The 16,987-nt window shown below is 67.7% G+C and carries 19 protein-coding genes; 15 read left to right on the top strand and 4 right to left on the bottom strand.

Features of this window, described 5'->3' with window-relative positions:
• Nucleotides 1-114 precede the first annotated feature (114 nt).
• Complete coding sequence (locus EA346_RS06330; RefSeq protein WP_296756774.1) at nt 115-1,977, bottom strand: hypothetical protein; 1,863 nt, start codon at nt 1,975-1,977, stop codon at nt 115-117.
• 203 nt (nt 1,978-2,180) lie between these two features.
• Between EA346_RS06330 and gshB the strand changes: the two genes are divergently transcribed.
• From gshB to EA346_RS06275, 11 genes are all read left to right on the top strand, one after another.
• On the top strand, nt 2,181-3,137 hold the full coding sequence (gene gshB, locus EA346_RS06325; RefSeq protein WP_296756772.1) for a glutathione synthase: 957 nt from the start codon (nt 2,181-2,183) through the stop codon (nt 3,135-3,137).
• Nucleotides 3,134-4,210 carry an FAD:protein FMN transferase gene (locus EA346_RS06320; protein ID WP_296756770.1) on the top strand — a complete coding sequence of 359 codons (1,077 nt, stop codon included), beginning with the start codon at nt 3,134-3,136 and terminating at the stop codon, nt 4,208-4,210. The genes gshB and EA346_RS06320 overlap by 4 nt, the downstream gene beginning before the upstream one ends.
• A complete protein-coding gene (locus tag EA346_RS06315; RefSeq protein ID WP_296756780.1) occupies nt 4,210-4,578 on the top strand; it encodes a NusG domain II-containing protein in 369 nt (122 codons plus the stop codon). Before EA346_RS06320 ends, EA346_RS06315 begins: the two co-directional genes overlap by 1 nt.
• Nucleotides 4,575-5,123, top strand: coding sequence for a Gx transporter family protein (locus EA346_RS06310; RefSeq protein ID WP_296756778.1), 549 nt, complete (start codon nt 4,575-4,577; stop codon nt 5,121-5,123). The genes EA346_RS06315 and EA346_RS06310 overlap by 4 nt, the downstream gene beginning before the upstream one ends.
• Nucleotides 5,089-5,976 (top strand): energy transducer TonB, encoded by an 888-nt coding sequence (locus EA346_RS06305; protein ID WP_296756768.1) that lies wholly within the window; start codon nt 5,089-5,091, stop codon nt 5,974-5,976. The genes EA346_RS06310 and EA346_RS06305 overlap by 35 nt, the downstream gene beginning before the upstream one ends.
• Before the next feature lie 76 nt (nt 5,977-6,052).
• Complete coding sequence (locus tag EA346_RS06300) at nt 6,053-6,631, top strand: YqgE/AlgH family protein (protein ID WP_296756766.1); 579 nt, start codon at nt 6,053-6,055, stop codon at nt 6,629-6,631.
• 2 nt (nt 6,632-6,633) lie between these two features.
• Nucleotides 6,634-7,035 (top strand): Holliday junction resolvase RuvX, encoded by a 402-nt coding sequence (gene ruvX, locus EA346_RS06295; RefSeq protein ID WP_296756764.1) that lies wholly within the window; start codon nt 6,634-6,636, stop codon nt 7,033-7,035.
• A complete protein-coding gene (gene pyrR, locus EA346_RS06290; protein ID WP_296756762.1) occupies nt 7,028-7,534 on the top strand; it encodes a bifunctional pyr operon transcriptional regulator/uracil phosphoribosyltransferase PyrR in 507 nt (168 codons plus the stop codon). Before ruvX ends, pyrR begins: the two co-directional genes overlap by 8 nt.
• Nucleotides 7,534-8,538, top strand: a complete 1,005-nt coding sequence (locus EA346_RS06285; RefSeq protein WP_296756776.1) for an aspartate carbamoyltransferase catalytic subunit — start codon at nt 7,534-7,536, stop codon at nt 8,536-8,538. Before pyrR ends, EA346_RS06285 begins: the two co-directional genes overlap by 1 nt.
• Nucleotides 8,535-9,827 carry a dihydroorotase gene (locus tag EA346_RS06280; protein WP_296756760.1) on the top strand — a complete coding sequence of 431 codons (1,293 nt, stop codon included), beginning with the start codon at nt 8,535-8,537 and terminating at the stop codon, nt 9,825-9,827. Before EA346_RS06285 ends, EA346_RS06280 begins: the two co-directional genes overlap by 4 nt.
• Nucleotides 9,824-10,720 (top strand): dihydroorotate dehydrogenase electron transfer subunit, encoded by an 897-nt coding sequence (locus tag EA346_RS06275; RefSeq protein ID WP_296756758.1) that lies wholly within the window; start codon nt 9,824-9,826, stop codon nt 10,718-10,720. The genes EA346_RS06280 and EA346_RS06275 overlap by 4 nt, the downstream gene beginning before the upstream one ends.
• Nucleotides 10,721-10,762: 42 nt before the next feature.
• On the opposite strand, the gene EA346_RS06270 is transcribed toward EA346_RS06275, so the two are convergent.
• From EA346_RS06270 to EA346_RS06260, 3 genes are all read right to left on the bottom strand, one after another.
• Nucleotides 10,763-11,905: a PilT/PilU family type 4a pilus ATPase gene (locus tag EA346_RS06270; RefSeq protein WP_296756756.1), complete on the bottom strand. Its 1,143-nt coding sequence runs from the start codon at nt 11,903-11,905 to the stop codon at nt 10,763-10,765.
• A gap of 6 nt (nt 11,906-11,911) precedes the next feature.
• Nucleotides 11,912-13,084, bottom strand: a complete 1,173-nt coding sequence (locus EA346_RS06265) for a PilT/PilU family type 4a pilus ATPase (protein WP_296756754.1) — start codon at nt 13,082-13,084, stop codon at nt 11,912-11,914.
• A 64-nt stretch (nt 13,085-13,148) separates the two neighbouring features.
• Nucleotides 13,149-14,183 carry a type IV pilus twitching motility protein PilT gene (locus tag EA346_RS06260; RefSeq protein WP_296756752.1) on the bottom strand — a complete coding sequence of 345 codons (1,035 nt, stop codon included), beginning with the start codon at nt 14,181-14,183 and terminating at the stop codon, nt 13,149-13,151.
• A 123-nt stretch (nt 14,184-14,306) separates the two neighbouring features.
• Here EA346_RS06260 and EA346_RS06255 point away from each other — a divergent pair, with 123 nt between their 5' ends.
• The 4 genes from EA346_RS06255 to EA346_RS06240 form a co-directional block, all read left to right on the top strand.
• Nucleotides 14,307-15,017, top strand: a complete 711-nt coding sequence (locus tag EA346_RS06255) for a YggS family pyridoxal phosphate-dependent enzyme (protein ID WP_296756750.1) — start codon at nt 14,307-14,309, stop codon at nt 15,015-15,017.
• On the top strand, nt 15,014-15,832 hold the full coding sequence (proC, locus tag EA346_RS06250) for a pyrroline-5-carboxylate reductase (protein WP_296756748.1): 819 nt from the start codon (nt 15,014-15,016) through the stop codon (nt 15,830-15,832). Before EA346_RS06255 ends, proC begins: the two co-directional genes overlap by 4 nt.
• A 32-nt stretch (nt 15,833-15,864) precedes the next feature.
• On the top strand, nt 15,865-16,419 hold the full coding sequence (locus tag EA346_RS06245; RefSeq protein ID WP_296756746.1) for a YggT family protein: 555 nt from the start codon (nt 15,865-15,867) through the stop codon (nt 16,417-16,419).
• Nucleotides 16,420-16,538: 119 nt separating this feature from the next.
• Nucleotides 16,539-16,987, top strand: a 449-nt coding sequence (locus EA346_RS06240; RefSeq protein WP_296756744.1) for a DUF4426 domain-containing protein, incomplete at its 3' end; no start/stop codon positions are given.

Below are 16,987 nucleotides of genomic sequence, written 5' to 3'. Positions count from 1 at the left end.
ATTATCACGGAAGCTCCGCAGAGGATCCCTTCGCGCGCAAGGCGCGCTCCCACGGATTCTTGCTCTTGTGGAAGCCTGCCTTGCAGGCGAAGATTTTAGCGGTTTCGCTGCGGTCTATGCGATTTTCCCTGCCTGCGGAGGCTTCGTGATAATCAGGTCCCCGGATGCGCCCGCCTCCGGGTCGATCGCGAGCCGATCCTGCAGCGCCTGGGTCGCGCGGTGCTGCTGCAGCAGCGCTGCGGAGGCATTGCCGATCGTCGTGCCGAGGGTGAGTCGCAGTTGCTCCAGTTCGTCCAGGGCCTGCTGAAGGTCCTCGCTCCGGGCATCCGGAAAACCATCCGTTTCGCTCTCCTGCGGGCCGCCGGCGGCGTCCGGGCCCAGCGCTGACCGGAGGCGGGAGACCAGCCGCTCGAGCGCCTGTGCTTCACCCGCCGCCTGGGTCAGCGCGGCGACGATGCGCTGGTGCCAGGCCGCGATCTCGCCGACCTGTGCGCGGGCATCGACGCGCGCGGGGGTGGAGGCGCCGTCTCCTTCCGGTGCGCCTCCGGCCGGAGGCGTGGTCCCGTCTTCCAGCGCCGCGAAGGCGGCAGCCAGGCGGGCCATGTCGGCTCCGCCCTTTCTGCGCATGCGCGCCAGGCCGGCCTCGTCTTCCGCAACCGGCTCCGCGCCCCCGTCCTCCTCCGCCGCTTCAGCCGGTGTTCCCTCCTCCAGTATGGCCTCGGCACGGAGCACGATGTCGGCCACCGGCGTATCCGGCGTCCCGGCGGTCCGCACCTCCTCCAGCAACCCCGGAAGCACGTTCCCCGCGTCCTCGATGACCTGCCCCGCCTCGGCATCGGCAGCGCCGGCCGCGCCCTGCACAGCGATGAACGATGCGAGGATGCCGGCGAATTCCCCGATGCGCAGGGCGCCGCCGGCACGGGCCTCCTTGCGCAGCTTGCCGAAGCAGGCACCGATCCGGGCAACTCGGGCAGGGTCGTCCATCGCCTCGCGCCAGTCCTCGAGGGCCACCGACAGCTCCCGCGACCGGAGCTCCAGCGCATCGACCAGCGATCCCGGCGCCGCCGTCACGCCTGGAGCCAGCACAGCGGATTCGAGCAGAGCACGGTCGTAGGCAAGGCCATCCGCTGCCTGTGCCTCCAGCGCGTCCAGCGTCTCGGCGAGTTGATCCAACAGGCCGGTCGCGACGGGAAAGACCCGGTACCTCGGATCGTCACCTGCGGAAAGCGCGCGCTCGGCCCCCTGCAGGCCGTCACCGAGCTGCCGATCGACACGGCCCAGCAACTGCTTGACCGCCGGTGACGGAGCGTGATCTTCCCCAGCCAGTCCCGTTGCCAGTCGGGCCGCGGCCCGGAACAGGCCCTTGCCATCACCCTCCGGCAGGGCGTCGGCAACCCGTGACGCGGCATCCCCGAGTTGGGCGCAAGCGGCAGGCACGTCTCGTCCGTGCAGGAGATCGAGCAACCCACGCTGGAAGCTCCGCCGGGCCTCGTGCAGCGCACGAATCCAAACGGCCGCGCCGTTATCCTCTGGTGGCATCACGGCGGCTGGCTCCGGCGACTCGGCGGCCATCACGATCGCCGGCGTCATCAGCCGACCGGCGCCGCGCAGCCCCCGCAATTCGTTCACCAACGGAAGCAGCACGCGGGCGAGGCGCCCCGGCTCGGCACCGGTCAGGCCGAGCGGACCGGATAGCTGCAGGGACGCCCGCACCAGCAGCTCGGCACCCTCCGGCGTCCAGTCGATCCGGTCCGCCTCGAGGTCCGCCACGGTCCGCTGCATCTCCTCGCAGAGTTGCACGACGTCGTCACGGCCAACGGCATCCAGGCCGCCGCGGATCTGCGCCAGCCCGTCCCGGGCCAGGCGCAGACACTCGTGGCACCCGGGATTCTCGGCGTACTTCTGCAGCACTCGCTGGAGCCAGAAGAACAGGTCCTCAAGCTCCCCCTGATCCCAGTTGCCGGTGTCGATGGTCATAGGCGGATTCTTTCGATGGTCGGGTCGCCCGGAAGGGGGAATACGGGAGAGGACGGGGGGCGGAGCCATCCCGCCGGATCGCGGCCCACCGGACGACAGGGTCGGGAATGTGCCACAAACCGGCTCCCGGGCACAGCGGCGCTCTGCCAAACCAATGGGCGCATCATGGCATACTGGGACCATCCCAAGGAGGCAACCGCGACATGCCCAGACAGCTTGCCATCGGGCTTGTAATGGATCCGATCGAAACCATCAAGCCGGCCAAGGACTCGACCTTCGCGATGCTGCTCGCCATGGCCCGACGTGGCCATCGGGGGCATTACATGCAGCTGTCCGACCTCTGGATCGGGGACGGGGTCGCGCACGCCCGCAGCCAGGAGGTGACGGTCAGCGACCGACCCCGGGATTTCTTTGCCCTCGACGACGCGGTCGAGGGGGCGATGACGCGCTTCGACATCGTGCTGATGCGCAAGGATCCGCCCTTTGATCTCGAGTACGTCTACGCGACCTATGCACTGGAACTCGCGGAGCGATCCGGGGTGCGCGTGGTCAACCGGCCCGGTGCGCTGCGGGACGTGAACGAGAAGGCCTTCACCGCCCACTTTCCGCAGTGCTGCCCGCAGACGCTGATCACCCGCGACCGTGCGCGCATCCGGGCCTTCCTGGCCGAGCAGGAGCGGATCGTGGTCAAGCCGATGGACGGAATGGGCGGGGCCTCGGTATTCCGGCTGGACCAGGGCGACCCCAACGTGTCCGTGATCCTGGAACTGATGACGCAGTTCGACCGGCGCACCGTGATTGCGCAGCGTTTTCTGCCCGAGTACCAGCAGGGCGACAAGCGCATCATCCTGATCCACGGCGAGCCGGTCGACTTCGCGCTGGCGCGCATTCCCGCGGCGGGCGAGTCCCGTGCCAACCTGGCGGCGGGCGGCCGCGGCGAGGCGGTTCCGCTCACCGAGCGCGACCGCTGGATCTGCGCGCAACTGGCACCGGAGATGCGCGCCCGCGGGCTCGATTTCGTGGGCCTGGACGTCATCGGCGATTACCTGACCGAGATCAACGTGACCAGCCCCACCGGAATTCGCGAACTCGACAAGGCCTGCGGTCTCGACATCGCCGGTCGGTTCATCGAGCACCTGGAGACGAGCCACCTGTCATGACCCGCTCCCACCCGCACATCTGGCTGCGTGCCGTGGCTGCGCCCCTGCTGTTGCTGGTCGCCGTCACCGGCTGCGACCGCAAACCCGAGACGGACCGGTTGACCTTCCAGGCGTTCGGCACGCTGGTCGACATCACGGTGTACCCGGGCGGCGTACACGACCTGACGCGGATCGAATCGGAGCTCAGCGAGGACCTGGAGATCATGCATACCTCCTGGCATGCCTGGGAACCGGGCTCGCTGGGACGAACCAACCAGCTCCTGGCCCTGGGCGGCGAGTTCAGTGCGCCGCCCTCGGTGCTGCCGCTGATCGAGTTCGCGCAGGAACTGGAAGGCCGGACCGACGGGCTGTTCAATCCCGCACTGGGACGCCTGATCGCCGCCTGGGGTTTCCATCAAGACGAGGCCACCGGCCCCCCGCCCGACGCGGAACGACTCGAGGCCCTGCTGGCCGATCCGCCCCGGATGAGCGATATCGAGCGCCGAGGGGTACGCCTGCGTGGGAATCATCCGGAGCTGCAGCTGGACTTCGGGGGCATGGGCAAGGGTTTCGCCGTGGCGCGCAGCCTGGACCTGCTTGCCGACCTGGGCGTCGAGCACGCGATCGTCAACGCCGGCGGCGACCTGATGACGCGCGGCCGGCCGGGTGACCGCGCCTGGCGCATCGGCGTGCGCGACCCGCTCGGCCAGAGCGTGCTCGCGAGCATCGAACTGGGGGCCGACGAGGCCCTGTTCACCTCGGGTGACTACGAGCGCGGCTATGAATGGGAGGGCGAGCGGATTCACCATGTGATCGATCCGCGCAGCGGGCGGCCCAGCCGCGGTCTCGTTGCGGCCACCGTGCTGCACGGCGACCCCGCGCTGGCCGACGCCGCCGCGACCACTCTGATGATCGCGGGACCCGATGACTGGCCGCTGTATGCCCGGCGCCTGGGCGTGGAAAAGGCGCTGGTGGTGCTGGCGGACGGCTCAGTCGAACTGACCCCGGAGATGGTGCCCCGGGTCGAATTCCGCCGCGAGGTCATCCGCCGGATCCGCGCCGCGGAGGCCGGCGTCGGCAGCAGCGATCCATGATGCGGAGCCTGCGCTGGGGCGACGCGGTGGTCGTGGCCCTGGCCACCGCGCTGGTGACGACAAGCTTCGCGCTGGGCTATGCCCCCAGCGGGGGCTCGACGCACCTGGTGGTCACGCAGGCCGGCATGGATTCGCGCCACTATCCGCTCAACGAGAACCGGGCCATCCAGGTCGAGGGCCCCGCCGGCATCACCGAGATCGAGATCCAGCCCGGGCGTGCCCGCTGCCTGCGCTCGCCAGGCAACCAGGGCATCTGCGAGGCCGCGGGCTGGCTGGAACGCCCCGGGGACCTGGCGGTGAGCCTGCCCAACCGCCTGATGCTACAGGTGCGCGGTGCGCGGAGTGATTTCGACAGCATGCACTACTGACGGTGAACACCGACCCGGTGCTTGCGGATCGCCGCATTGCCGCGCTCGCCGCCCTGGCCATTGGCCTGCAGGTGATCGAGGCGGCGATCCCCAGCCCCGTCCCGGGAATCAAGCCGGGGCTGGCCAACGTGATCACGCTGGTGGTCCTGGTCACACTGGGATGGCGCGCCGCGCTGGCCGTGACCCTGCTGCGCGTCGTCGGCGCCAGCCTGCTGCTGGGTACGCTGTTGAGCCCGGGTTTCTGGCTGTCACTGACCGGGGCGCTGGCGGCGCTCGCGGTGCTGGGGGCCCTGTTGCGGCTCCATCCGCACCATCTGAGTGCCCTCGGTCTCGCGGTGCCTGCGGCGATCGCCCACACCCTGGCCCAGTTCCTGCTCGCCTGGGCTGTGATCATCCCCCATCCCCAGTTGCCACTGCTGCTGCCGCCACTGCTGCTCGCGGGACTGATCACCGGCGTGGTCACGGGTATACTGACCGCATCGGTGCTTGCAGATCCACGCATCCAAAGACATGTCCGCGACTCTTCCACAACCCAATCCGGATGACGGCAGCCGCCTCGGGCTGACCCTGTTCCTGGCGCTGGTGCTGCACGCGCTGGTGATCCTCGGCGTCGGGTTCGAGATGCTGTCGGGCGAACGCCCCGACCAGGTGACGCTGGACGTCACCTGGGTCGATGCTCCGGATTCCGCGCAGGAACCGGAGGTGGCGGAGCACATCGCCACCGAGGCCCAGATCGCCAGCGGGGCAGCGGACGAGAGCCAGGTGGCACGCAGCCCGGATACCATCGGGGAACGCATGGCCGAACCGGAGCCGGTGGAGGCCTTGCGGCCGCCGGCCGAGGCGTTGGCGCAGCCGGAGCCGGATCCCTTGACGACGGTCGCTCCGGAACCCGATACGGCGCCGGAGCCGCGCGAACTGGAGCCTGTCGAGGCTGCCGAGGCAACCGAGGCACCCTCCGCGGCGATGCTGATGGCCCGGGGTCTGGAGGCTGCCCGAGCCACTCCCGGGGAGACGGCGCAACCGCTGCTGTCGCGCGCGAGCCGCACCCTCTACCTCGACACCCTCGCCGCGCGGGCCGCCCCGGAGGCGGCCTATCTGGAGGCCTGGATACGCAAGGTGGAGCGGATCGGCAACCTGAACTACCCGGACGAGGCACGGCGCCAGGGCCTGTCGGGATCGCTGGTGCTTTCGGTGCGGCTGGATGCGGAGGGGCGGGTCCAGAACATCGGGATCGCGCAGAGCTCGGGGGAACCGATCCTCGACCAGGCGGCGATGCGCATCGTCGAACTCGCGCAGCCCTTCGCCCCGTTCACGGAGAGCATGCGCGAGCAGTACGATCACATCGTGATCACCCGGACCTGGGCCTTCCGGCGCGACCGGGTCGAGCGCGCGCGGTGAACGGGCTCACTGGCCAACAGGCAAATCCTTCGCCGCCTCCCTTGCGGGCAGAAGCCGACCGGCTGATACTCTAGCCATGGCCCATTCCATACCCGACTCGACCACCGATGGACTGCGCGATCACTTCCTGATCGCAATGCCCAGCCTGCAGGATGGCTATTTCGGCCACACGGTCACCTACATCTGCGAGCACGGTGACGACGGGGCGATGGGGCTGGTGATCAACCAGCCGATCGACCTCACGCTGGAACAGATGCTGCGGCAGCTGGATCTCGACCCGGCGTCGGCAATGACGGAGCAGACGGTGTTCCGCGGCGGGCCGGTCCAGCCCGAACACGGCTTCGTGCTGCATTCGCCGGAGAAGGAATGGAACGGCACCCGGAATCTGTCCGACGGGCTGTCGCTGACGACCTCGCGCGACATCCTCGAGGCCATGGCGCTGGGGGAGGGTCCCGCGCAGACCCTGATCGCCCTGGGCTACGCAGGCTGGGGACCGGGTCAGCTGGAGAGCGAGATCGCCGAGAATGCGTGGCTCGTGGCTCCGGCCAGCCCGTCCATCCTGTTCGCGCTGCCCCCCTACGAGCGCTGGAATGCCGCGGCACAGCTCATCGGTATCGACATGAACCTGATCAGCCAGGTTGCCGGACACGCCTGATCGTGCGGCTGATGGCCTTCGACTACGGCCAGCGCCGCCTTGGTATCGCCATCGGTGACGAGATCACCGGCAGTGCCCGGGGGCTGGTCACGGTGCGCCCGGACTCTCCGGACGGCATGAAGACCATCGCCGCACTGGTGGCGGAATGGCGGCCCGATGCCTTCGTCGTCGGCTGGCCGACCCGCGCCGACGGCGCGCCGACGGTGCTGGGACCAGCCATCCGTCGATTTGCCGAAGAACTCGGCCGGTGTCACGGCCTGCCGGTATACTGGGCCGACGAGCGCCTGAGCTCCCACCTGGGGCGCGAGCGCGTCCGGCACCGCGGCAGCGACCCGGGCCTGGACGCCCATGCCGCCGCGGTCATCCTGGAAGGCTGGTTTATGGAGAACACTCGCAATGCCTGAGATCGCAACCCTGTTGGACAGCATGGCCGAACAGACCCGGCTTCACTTCGAGCAGCGCGGGATCGAACAGCCGATCGTGGTCGGCATCCACTCCGGAGGCGTCTGGATCGCCGAGGCCCTGCGCCAACGCATGGGTTATACACGGCCGATGGGCAAGCTGGACATCAGCTTCTATCGCGACGACTTCTCGCGCATCGGCATGCACCCGCAGGTACGCCCCTCGGAACTGCCCGAGGAACTGGACAACGAACACATCCTGCTGGTCGATGACGTGCTCTTCACCGGGCGCACCATCCGCGCGGCACTGAACGAGTTGTTCGATTACGGCCGACCGGCCTCGGTGACCCTCGCCGTGCTGGTGGAGCGCGACGGGCGCGAACTGCCGGTCGAGGCGGCGATCGTCGGCGCCCACCTGGAACTCGGAGCAGGCGAGCAGATCAAGCTGCGCGGCCCAGAACCGCTGCGCCTGGAACGCGTGCAGATGGAGGATGGACGTTGATCGCAGCGGCCTTCCCGGCCCGTCCGCTGCCGCAACCCGGTCCGCTGCCAAACGACCTGCAGCTGACCTCCACGGGCCAGTTACGCCACCTGCTGACGGTCGAGGGCCTCAGCCGGGAACTGGTGACCGAGATCCTGGACAACGCCGAATCGTTTGCGAACATGAACGAGAAGGCGGTCAAAAAGGTGCCGCTGCTCCGCGGCAAGACGATCGTGAACCTCTTCTTCGAGGCCAGCACGCGCACCCGAACCACCTTCGAGCTCGCCGCCAAGCGGCTCTCGGCGGACGTACTCAACATCAATGTCAGCACCTCATCGGCCACCAAGGGCGAGAGCCTGCTGGACACCCTGCGCAACCTCGAGGCCATGAACGTGGACATGTTCGTGGTGCGGCATCAGCAGAGCGGCGCCGCCCATTTCATGGCGCGACACGTCGAGCCCGGGATCAGTGTGCTGAATGCCGGGGACGGTCGTCATGCCCATCCCACGCAGGCCCTGCTGGACATGTTCACCATTCGCAGATTCAAGGGCGACTTCACCCGGCTCAAGATCGCGATCGTCGGAGACATCCTGCACTCGCGGGTCGCGCGCTCGCAGATTCATGCGCTGAACATCCTTCAGGCCGGAGAGGTGCGCGTGGTCGCGCCGCACTCGCTGTTGCCGGCCCACGTCGAGGATCTCGGCGTGCACGTGTTCCACAACCTCGAACAGGGCCTGCGTGACGTCGACGTGGTGATCATGCTGCGCCTGCAACGGGAACGCATGGAACACGCGCACCTGCCCTCCGAACACGAATACTTCCAGCTTTTCGGCCTCACCGAGCGACGCCTGCTCGTGGCCAAGCCCGACTGCCTGGTCATGCATCCCGGCCCGGCGAACCGCGGCGTGGAGATCGACTCGGCGGTGGCCGATGGTGCGCAGTCGGTGATCCTGCAGCAGGTCACCTTCGGGATCGCGGTGCGCATGGCGGTCATGTCGATGGTGATGGGGGTGCGCAGCGCATGAGTGTCCTGATCGAGAACGCGCGGGTGATCGACCCGGCCAGCGGCTTCGATGGGGTGGCGCCGGTCTGTATCCAGGGCAGCGAGATCCTTGCGCTGGGCGAGATCCCGGAGGGCTTCGAGCCGCGCCGGCGGGTCGATGCCCAGGGCCGCTGGCTGTTCCCGGGCCTGATCGACCTGTCCGCCCACCTGCGCGAGCCCGGCGAGGAGCACAAGGCAACGATCGCCAGTGAGACCCTCGCGGCCGCGCGCGGCGGTGTGACCACCCTGGTGATGCCGCCCGACACCGACCCCCCGGTGGATTCGCCGGCCGAAGTGGAACTGATCGCCCGCCGCGCCGAGCAGGCCTGCGGCGTGCGGGTACGGGTCATGGGGGCGCTGACCCGCGGCCTGAACGGTGAACAGCTGGCCGAACTCGCTGCGTTGCAGCGCGCCGGGGTCGTCGCGGTCAGCAATGCCCGACGCCCCCTGGACAGCCCCCTGGTGCTGCGCCGGGCGATGGAATACGCCGCAACCTTCGATTTGATGGTCGCGCTTTCGGCACAGGATGCCGGCCTCGCCGGCTCTGGCTGTGTCCACGAGGGCGCGGTGTCCACCCGGCTTGGCCTGCCCGGCATCCCCGAGGCTGCGGAGACGGCGGCGCTGGGCATGATCCTCGCGCTGGTCGAGCAGACCGGGGCCCGGGTGCACGTGAACCGCCTGTCGACCCGGCGCGGTGCGGAGATGGTGGCCAAGGCCCGGGCAGACGGCCTGCCGGTGTCGGCGGACGTGGCCGCGCACCAGCTGTTCCTCACCGAGGTGGACGCCGCCGACTTCAATCCCTTCTGCCATGTGATCCCGCCCCTGCGCACGCAGCGCGATCGTGAGGGTCTGCGGGAGGCGGTCGCGCGGGGCGACATCTCCGCGATCTGCTCGGATCACCAGCCCCACGAGAGCGACAGCAAGCTGGGACCCTTTGCCGAGACCCGCCCCGGGATCAGTGCCCTGGAGACGCTGCTGCCGCTGACCCTGCGCCTGGTCGAGGATGGCCTGCTGGCGTTGCCCGATGCCCTGGCGCGCGTCACCTCGGGACCCGCGGCGATTCTCCGACACGGGGGCGGATCTCTGGCGCCCGGTGCTGCGGCAGACTTCGTGCTGTTCGATCCCGACGGCCGAACCGACATCAGCCGGGAGACCTGGCTCAGCGCCGGGGCCAACACACCCTTCATGGGCTGGAGCTTTTCCGGCCACGTCACCGAAACCTGGGTGGCCGGGCGTCCCGCCTGGACCATGCCCATCGAGGTTACAGCATGAACGCCGAACCCGACCGCAGTCATCGCGGCAGCATCTTCCTCGAGGACGATGCCGAGATCCTGGAACACGTGGCCCACCCGAGCGACCAGTGGATCCTGAAGCTGCAGGCGCCGCTGTGCGCCGCGCGCGCCCGGCCAGGGCAGTTCGTGCACCTGCAGTGCGACCCGCGACTGCCCATGCGCAGGCCACTGTCGATCCAGCGCGTGCATCCGGAACGTGGCTGGGTCGAATTCCTATACAAGGCAGTGGGCGAAGGGACGTCGGCCCTGAGCCGGCAGCCCGTTGGCGCCCGGCTCAGCGTACTCGGCCCGATCGGCCAGCCGTTCGTGCTCAACCAGGAGCGGCCGCTGCGGCTGCTGCTGGGCGGCGGCGTGGGAATCCCGCCGATGATCTTTCTCGCGGATCACCTGCAGCAACGGGGTCTGGCCGCCCAGACCCGAACGATCCTGGGATCCGAGGTGCCGTTTCCGTTCCGGCCGCGACCGTCCGAGATCCTCTGGCCGGGGCTACCCGACGGTGCGATTGCGACCATGCCGCTGCTGGAGGACTGGGGAATCGCCTGCCGGCTGACCTCGCGCGCCGGAATCCCGGGCGCCGATCCCGGTTTCGTGACCGATCTGGCGCGGCCGTGGCTCGCAGGACTGGAACCTGCGCTGCTGGCACAGGTGGAGCTTTACGCCTGCGGGCCGCACGCGATGCTGGAGGCCTGTGCCGCGCTGGCCGCCGAATTCGCGACGCCCTGTCAGGTCTCGCTGGAGGAATACATGGCCTGCGCGGTCGGTGGCTGCGCCGGCTGCACGGTCGCGGTGCGCACGCCGGCAGGCGTGGCCATGAAGCGTGTCTGCGTGGACGGGCCGGTGTTCGCTGCCGACACGGTCTTCCCTGCACCCTGAGGCACACTGCCCTAGGCAACTGCAGGCGGGACGCCAGCGGCTTCAGCCTGCCTTTTCCTCCGCCTTTTCCCCGGGCAGCCGGAAGTCTTCTTCCGCCTCGCTATCGAGGGTGCCGACACCGCCGCCAAAGCTGAGCCGCCACTCGAGGTCGGCACGCGAATCCGCCTTGGACAGTGCCTCTTCGAGCTCGACCTTGCCCTCCTTGTACAGCCGGAACAGGGCCTGGTCGAAGGTCTGCATGCCGTCCTTGGAGCCCTTCTGCATCGCCTCCTTGATCTCGCCGACCTTGTCTTCGCGGATCAGTTCGGCCACGAAGGGGGTGTTCACCAGCACCTCCACCGCAGCCACCCGCTTGCCCTGCGGCGTCTGCAGCAGCCGCTGCGCCACGATGGCACGCAGGTTGATCGACAGGTCCGACAGGATCTGGCCGCGGAAGTCCTCCGGAAACATGTGGATCAGCCGGTCCAGCGCCTGGTTGGCGCTGGTCGCATGCAGCGTCGTCAGCACCAGGTGGCCGGTATCGGCGTAGTTCAGCGCCTGGCGCATGGTTTCACGACTGCGGACCTCACCCACCATGATCACGTCCGGCGCCTCGCGCATGCCGTCCTCCAGGGCCTGCTCGTAGCTGGGCGTGTCCAGGCCGACCTCGCGCTGTCCGACGATCGAGAGCCGGTGGGAAAACAGGAACTCGATCGGATCCTCGACCGTCAGGATATGGCCCGTCTCGCTGCGGGCGCGGTGGTCGATCATCGCGGCCAGCGTGGTCGACTTGCCGGAACCGGTGGACCCGACGATCAGCACCAGGCCGTTCCGATGCTTCGCAAAGTCCTTCAGCACCAGTGGAAGCCCCAGCGACTCGATGCTCGGGATCGACAGCTGGATGTGCCGGATCACCATCGCGAGCTCGCCGCGCTGCCGGTAGACGTTCACCCGGTAGCGACCGACCTCGGAGCGCGAGACCCCGAAGTTCGCCGAGTTCTGCTGCTCCAGGCTCTGCTGGTGGATCGGCAGCATGATCTCGCCGGCGATCTGTGCGACCTCGCCCGGTTTCAGTTTCGTCTGCGACAATGGTTGCACGCGGCCGTCGATCTTGATGCTGATCGGCGCACCGGTGATGAAGAAGAGGTCCGAGGCGCCTTTCTGCGCCATCACTTTCAGGTAGGGGTCAATCTGCGCAGTTGCCATGTCGAGTCACCGTGAGCGTACGTCGGGGGCCTGCTCGGCGACCGAGAGGCCGGCCAGGTCGTCCATCACGTCCGGCTCTTCCTCGCGCCGGGCGCGCTTGCTGTCCAGCTTCAGCCGCAACCGCAGGTCGTTCATCGAATCGGCGTTGCGGATCGCCTCCTGGTAGCTGATCTGCCCGGACTCGTAGAGGTCGAACAGGGCCTGGTCGAAGGTCTGCATGCCCTGCTCGCGGGAACGCGAGATCAGGTCCTTCATCTCGTGCACCGCGCCCTTCAGGATCAGGTCGGACATCAGCGGTGTATTGATCAGGATCTCGACCGCTGGCACCCGGCCCTTGCCGTCCTGGGTACGGACCAGACGCTGGGACACCACCGCCTTCAGGTTCAGGGACAGATCCATCAGCAGCTGCGGGCGCCGGTCCTCGGGGAAGAAGTTGATGATGCGGTCCATCGCCTGGTTGGTGCTGTTGGCGTGCAGGGTCGACAGGCACAGGTGGCCGGTCTCCGCGAAGGCGACACCGTAGTCCATCGTCTCGCGGTCCCGGATCTCTCCGATCAGGATCACGTCCGGGGCCTGGCGCAGCGTGTTCTTAAGCGCGATCTCGTAGCTGTCGGTGTCGATACCCACCTCGCGCTGGGTGATCAGACTCTTGCCGTGCGGGTGCACGAACTCGATCGGGTCCTCGATCGTGATGATGTGGTCCGCCGAGTGCTGGTTCCGGTAGCCGATCATCGCCGCGAGGGAAGTCGATTTGCCCGACGAGGTCGCGCCCACGAAGATCACCAGCCCGCGCCGGGTCATCGCGATTTCCTTCAACTGCGGCGGCATGTTGATCTCTTGGAAGGACGGGATCTTGCTTTGGATGGTGCGCAGTACCATGCCCACGTGGCCGCGCTGGGTGAAGGCACTGACACGGAACCGGGACACCCCTTCCAGCCCGATCGCGAACTGACACTCGTGGGTGCGATCGAACTCCGCCGACTGCTTGTCGTTCATCATCGAACGCACCAGCACCTGGGTGTGCGCCGGAGTCAGGGCCTGATCGGTCAGCGGCCCCACCAGGCCGTTGATCTTCGCCGCCGGCGGCATCCCCACCGTGATGAACAGATCTGATCCACCACGCTCCACCATGGTGCGCAGCAGGTCGTGCATGAAACGTATGGCCTTGTCACGATCCATGAATGGGACCCCGTCGTCGGTTGTCTATCCTGCCGAAACCATCTCTTGCCGACCCGCACATGACTCAGAGTGCGTCCGGGTTGACCGCCCGGCGCCGTGCATCGTCGCGCGTGATCACGCCGCTGTTGATCATGTCCCTGAGGCACTGATCCAGCGTCTGCATACCGAGGCCGGCACTGGTCTGGATGGTGGAATACATCTGCGCGATCTTGTTTTCGCGGATCAGGTTCCGTATTGCCGGAGTACCCAGCATGATCTCATGAGCCGCAACGCGACCCCCGCCGACGCGCTTCAGCAGCGTCTGGGCAATGACCGCGCGCAGCGACTCGGACAGCATCGCACGAACCATGTCCTTCTCTGCGGCCGGAAACACGTCGACCACGCGGTCGATGGTCTTTGCGGCGGAACTGGTGTGCAGCGTGCCGAAGACCAGATGGCCCGTCTCCGCGGCGGTCAGCGCCAGGCGGATGGTCTCCAGGTCGCGCAACTCGCCCACCAGGACGGTGTCCGGGTCCTCGCGCAGCGCCGAACGCAGCGCCTCGCTGAAGCCATGGGTGTCGCGGTGCACCTCGCGCTGGTTGACCAGGCACTTCTTGGATTCGTGCACGAATTCGATCGGATCCTCGATGGTGAGGATGTGGCCGTATTCCTTGTTGTTCTTATGATCCACCATGGCGGCGAGGGTGGTCGACTTCCCCGAACCCGTCGGTCCGGTGACCAGCACGATGCCACGGGGGTAATCGGCGATCTTCTCGAACACCCGAGGGCAGCCCAGATCCTCCAGGGTCAGCACCTTGGAAGGAATGGTTCGGAAGACCGCTGCCGCGCCCCTGTCCTGCACGAAGGCATTCACTCGGAACCGGGCAAGCCCCTTCATTTCGAATGAGAAGTCGGTCTCGAGAAACTCCTCGTAGTCCTTGCGCTGACGATCGTTCATGATGTCGTAGATCAGCGCCTGCACCTCCTTGTGCTCCATCACCGGCACGTTCACGCGGCGCATGTCGCCATCGATTCGCACCAACGGTGGCATGCCCGCCGAGATGTGCAGATCCGACGCGCCGTTCTTCACCGCAAAGGAAAGCAGCTGGGTGATATCCATTGAGTTCCCCCTGAACCCGATGTGAGCGGTTGACCGCCCTACGAACCCCAAGACAACCGGGGACTGCCGTGCAACACTGCAGCCCCGCAGCATTTCTATACCACAGGACTATATCATAGTGCCATGACGCAACTGGAACATTCCCGGGCCTCGGTCGAGCGACGCATCGATGCCGCCTGCCGGCAGGCCGGCCGCGACCGGGACAGTGTCCGGCTGATCGCGGTGAGCAAGACCCGGAGCGAGCAGGAGATACGCGCCCTGCACGCCCTCGGGCAACGCCTGTTCGGCGAGAACTACGTTCAGGAGTTCGTCGCCAAACACGATGCCCTGGCGGTGCTCCTCGAACCACCGCCCGAGTGGCACTTCATCGGCGCCATGCAGGGCAACAAGACCCGCGCCGTCGCCGAGCGCGCGCACTGGGTGCACAGTGTCGACCGCCTGAAGATTGCCGAGCGCCTCTCGGCGCAACGACCCGCCGGCCTGCCGCCGCTGCAGGTGTGCCTGCAGGTGGACCTGAGCCGGGAATCTGGCAAGAGCGGTGTGCGGGAGACCGAACTGCAGGCATTGGCCGACGCCACCGCGCAACTCCCGCGGCTTGTCCTGCGGGGCCTCATGACCCTGCCGGCACCAAGCGATGACCCGGAACACCAACGTCGCCCCTTCGCGCGCCTGCGCGAACTGCGCGACACCCTGAATGCGGGTGGACACCGGCTCGACACTCTATCGATGGGCATGTCCGACGACCTCGAGGCGGCAGTCCTCGAGGGCGCGACCCTGATCCGCGTCGGAACCGCACTCTTTGGCCCACGCAGGCCGCAAGCGAGGCAGATATGAACCAGCATCCACTCGAGGCCGGCTTCGTCGGGGCCGGAAACATGGGACAGGCGCTGATCGCCGGCCTGATCCGCGGGGGCATCGATGCAACCGCCATCGGCATCGCGGAACCGGACGCGGCCCGTGCAACGGCTCTGCAAGCGCAGTTCCCCGGTCTCGCCCTGCATGCCCCCGCGGAGCTGGCGGCGCGGACGCGAACCCTGGTCCTCGCCGTCAAGCCGCAGGTGCTTCCGACCCTGGCGCCCACGCTCGCGGCGGCGGTCGCAACGGCGGCTCCACTGGTCATTTCGGTGGCGGCCGGTGTCAGCACCGCGCGGATGGCCGCCTGGCTTGGTGCGGAGACGCGCATCATCCGCGCCATGCCGAACACGCCGGCACTCATCGGGGCTGGCATTGCAGGGCTGTTCGCAAACGACCGCGCAAGCGCGGCGGATCGGGAAACGGCGGAGCGGCTGCTGGGCGCGGTCGGGACCACGGTATGGATCAGCGAGGAGGAACAGATGCATGCCGTCACCGCCACGTCCGGCAGCGGGCCCGCCTACGTCTTCCTGCTGATCGAGGCGATGGCCGCGGCGGCCGAACGACTCGGCCTCGACAGCGACAGGGCGCGCGAGTTGAGCCTGGCGACCGTTGCCGGTGCGGCAAGGCTGGCAGCGGGCAGCGCCGAAGGTCCGGCCCAACTGCGCGCGCGGGTCACCTCGCCGGGTGGCACCACGGAACGGGCGGTCGCGGTATTCGAGGACGGCGGCCTCCGCGAACTGGTCGCGGAGGCGATGCAGGCGGCCGCTGCACGCAGCCGGGAGCTTGGTGGATAATACGCCCCGACAGCCCATAAGCGGAGCACGCGATGCAAGGCCCCTTCGACCAGATCCTCGACTTCTTGATCAGCACCCTGTTCGGGATCTACATCATCCTGCTGCTGCTGCGGCTGATCTTCGGCCTGGTCCGCGCCGATTTCTTCAATCCCATTTCCCAGACCATCGTGCAGCTGACCAACCCACCGCTGCTGCTGCTGCGGCGCGTGATTCCGTCGCTGGGCCGCCTGGACCTGGCAGCCGTGGTACTGATCCTGCTACTCAAGTTCATCGAACTCTGGCTGCGCCTGATGGTGCTGGGCATCGACATCGCCCCGGGACTCGTGCTGATCGCCTCGATACGGGAGATCCTCGTGACCCTGGTGTGGATCCTGATCATCAGCCTCGTGATCGAAGTCGTGATGAGCTGGCTGCAGGCGGGAGGCGCCCGCGGGGGAAACCCGGTGGCCCGCCTGGTTTCGGACGTGAACCGGCCGATCCTGGGCCCCCTGCGCCGCGCGTTGCCGAATACGGGGGCGATCGACTTCTCGCCGATGCTGGCCCTGATCGGGCTTTACATCGTGCTGATCATTGTGCGCTCATTGTAGCCGTCTGATACCGGGTCTCTGCAGGCTGCTACACTCGCTGGCAGGAGGCGTCGGTTGACGCCTCAGCGGGCGTGGGATCCGGCTGGCGGCAACCCGGACCGCAACAAGGAGACGTGAGGATGGTAGCCATGCGCATTCCCTTCGTGATCTGGTCAGGCTTCCTGCTGGGGCTGCTGCTGGCCGCGGGTTCGAGCCACGCCAGCGAGATCGAGTTCGATCGCCACGTGGTCCATTACAGCGTGGTGAACACCACGTTCCTGTCACCGGAGGTCGCCAGGGCCTACGACATCCGCCGCAGCAGCAGAAGGGCGCTGGTCAACATCGTGATCATGAAGCGCGACGGGGACGAGTTGGAATCGGTGCCCGGCAGTGTCAGCGGACATGCGGTGAACCTCAACCGGCAAGTCCGCAATCTGAGCTTCCGGCAGGTACGGGACGGCGATGCCTACTATCATCTGGCCGAGGTCGCGGTGCGCCCCGGAGAGGTCATCGACTTCAGCCTGCGCGTCTCGGCAGCGGGCGACGACGAAACCATGCCGGTGAGTTTCCGCCAGAGCTTCTACCGCAA

It is taken from the genome of Thioalkalivibrio sp. (assembly GCF_007692535.1).
Lineage (GTDB): Bacteria > Pseudomonadota > Gammaproteobacteria > Ectothiorhodospirales > Ectothiorhodospiraceae > Thioalkalivibrio.
Note: the sequence above shows the minus strand (reverse complement) of the source record. Positions and strands in the feature narration are given on the sequence as shown.

What these genes read in the sequence shown, in the direction of transcription:
- EA346_RS06330 (WP_296756774.1), bottom strand. Translation starts at nt 1,977, where the DNA reads ATGACCATCGACACCGGCAACTGGGATCAGGGGGAGCTTGAGGACCTG.
- gshB (WP_296756772.1), top strand. Translation starts at nt 2,181, where the DNA reads ATGCCCAGACAGCTTGCCATCGGGCTTGTAATGGATCCGATCGAAACC.
- EA346_RS06320 (WP_296756770.1), top strand. Translation starts at nt 3,134, where the DNA reads ATGACCCGCTCCCACCCGCACATCTGGCTGCGTGCCGTGGCTGCGCCC.
- EA346_RS06315 (WP_296756780.1), top strand. Translation starts at nt 4,210, where the DNA reads ATGCGGAGCCTGCGCTGGGGCGACGCGGTGGTCGTGGCCCTGGCCACC.
- EA346_RS06305 (WP_296756768.1), top strand. Translation starts at nt 5,089, where the DNA reads ATGTCCGCGACTCTTCCACAACCCAATCCGGATGACGGCAGCCGCCTC.
- EA346_RS06300 (WP_296756766.1), top strand. Translation starts at nt 6,053, where the DNA reads ATGGCCCATTCCATACCCGACTCGACCACCGATGGACTGCGCGATCAC.
- pyrR (WP_296756762.1), top strand. Translation starts at nt 7,028, where the DNA reads ATGCCTGAGATCGCAACCCTGTTGGACAGCATGGCCGAACAGACCCGG.
- EA346_RS06280 (WP_296756760.1), top strand. Translation starts at nt 8,535, where the DNA reads ATGAGTGTCCTGATCGAGAACGCGCGGGTGATCGACCCGGCCAGCGGC.
- EA346_RS06275 (WP_296756758.1), top strand. Translation starts at nt 9,824, where the DNA reads ATGAACGCCGAACCCGACCGCAGTCATCGCGGCAGCATCTTCCTCGAG.
- EA346_RS06270 (WP_296756756.1), bottom strand. Translation starts at nt 11,905, where the DNA reads ATGGCAACTGCGCAGATTGACCCCTACCTGAAAGTGATGGCGCAGAAA.
- EA346_RS06265 (WP_296756754.1), bottom strand. Translation starts at nt 13,084, where the DNA reads ATGGATCGTGACAAGGCCATACGTTTCATGCACGACCTGCTGCGCACC.
- EA346_RS06260 (WP_296756752.1), bottom strand. Translation starts at nt 14,183, where the DNA reads ATGGATATCACCCAGCTGCTTTCCTTTGCGGTGAAGAACGGCGCGTCG.
- EA346_RS06255 (WP_296756750.1), top strand. Translation starts at nt 14,307, where the DNA reads ATGACGCAACTGGAACATTCCCGGGCCTCGGTCGAGCGACGCATCGAT.
- proC (WP_296756748.1), top strand. Translation starts at nt 15,014, where the DNA reads ATGAACCAGCATCCACTCGAGGCCGGCTTCGTCGGGGCCGGAAACATG.
- EA346_RS06245 (WP_296756746.1), top strand. Translation starts at nt 15,865, where the DNA reads ATGCAAGGCCCCTTCGACCAGATCCTCGACTTCTTGATCAGCACCCTG.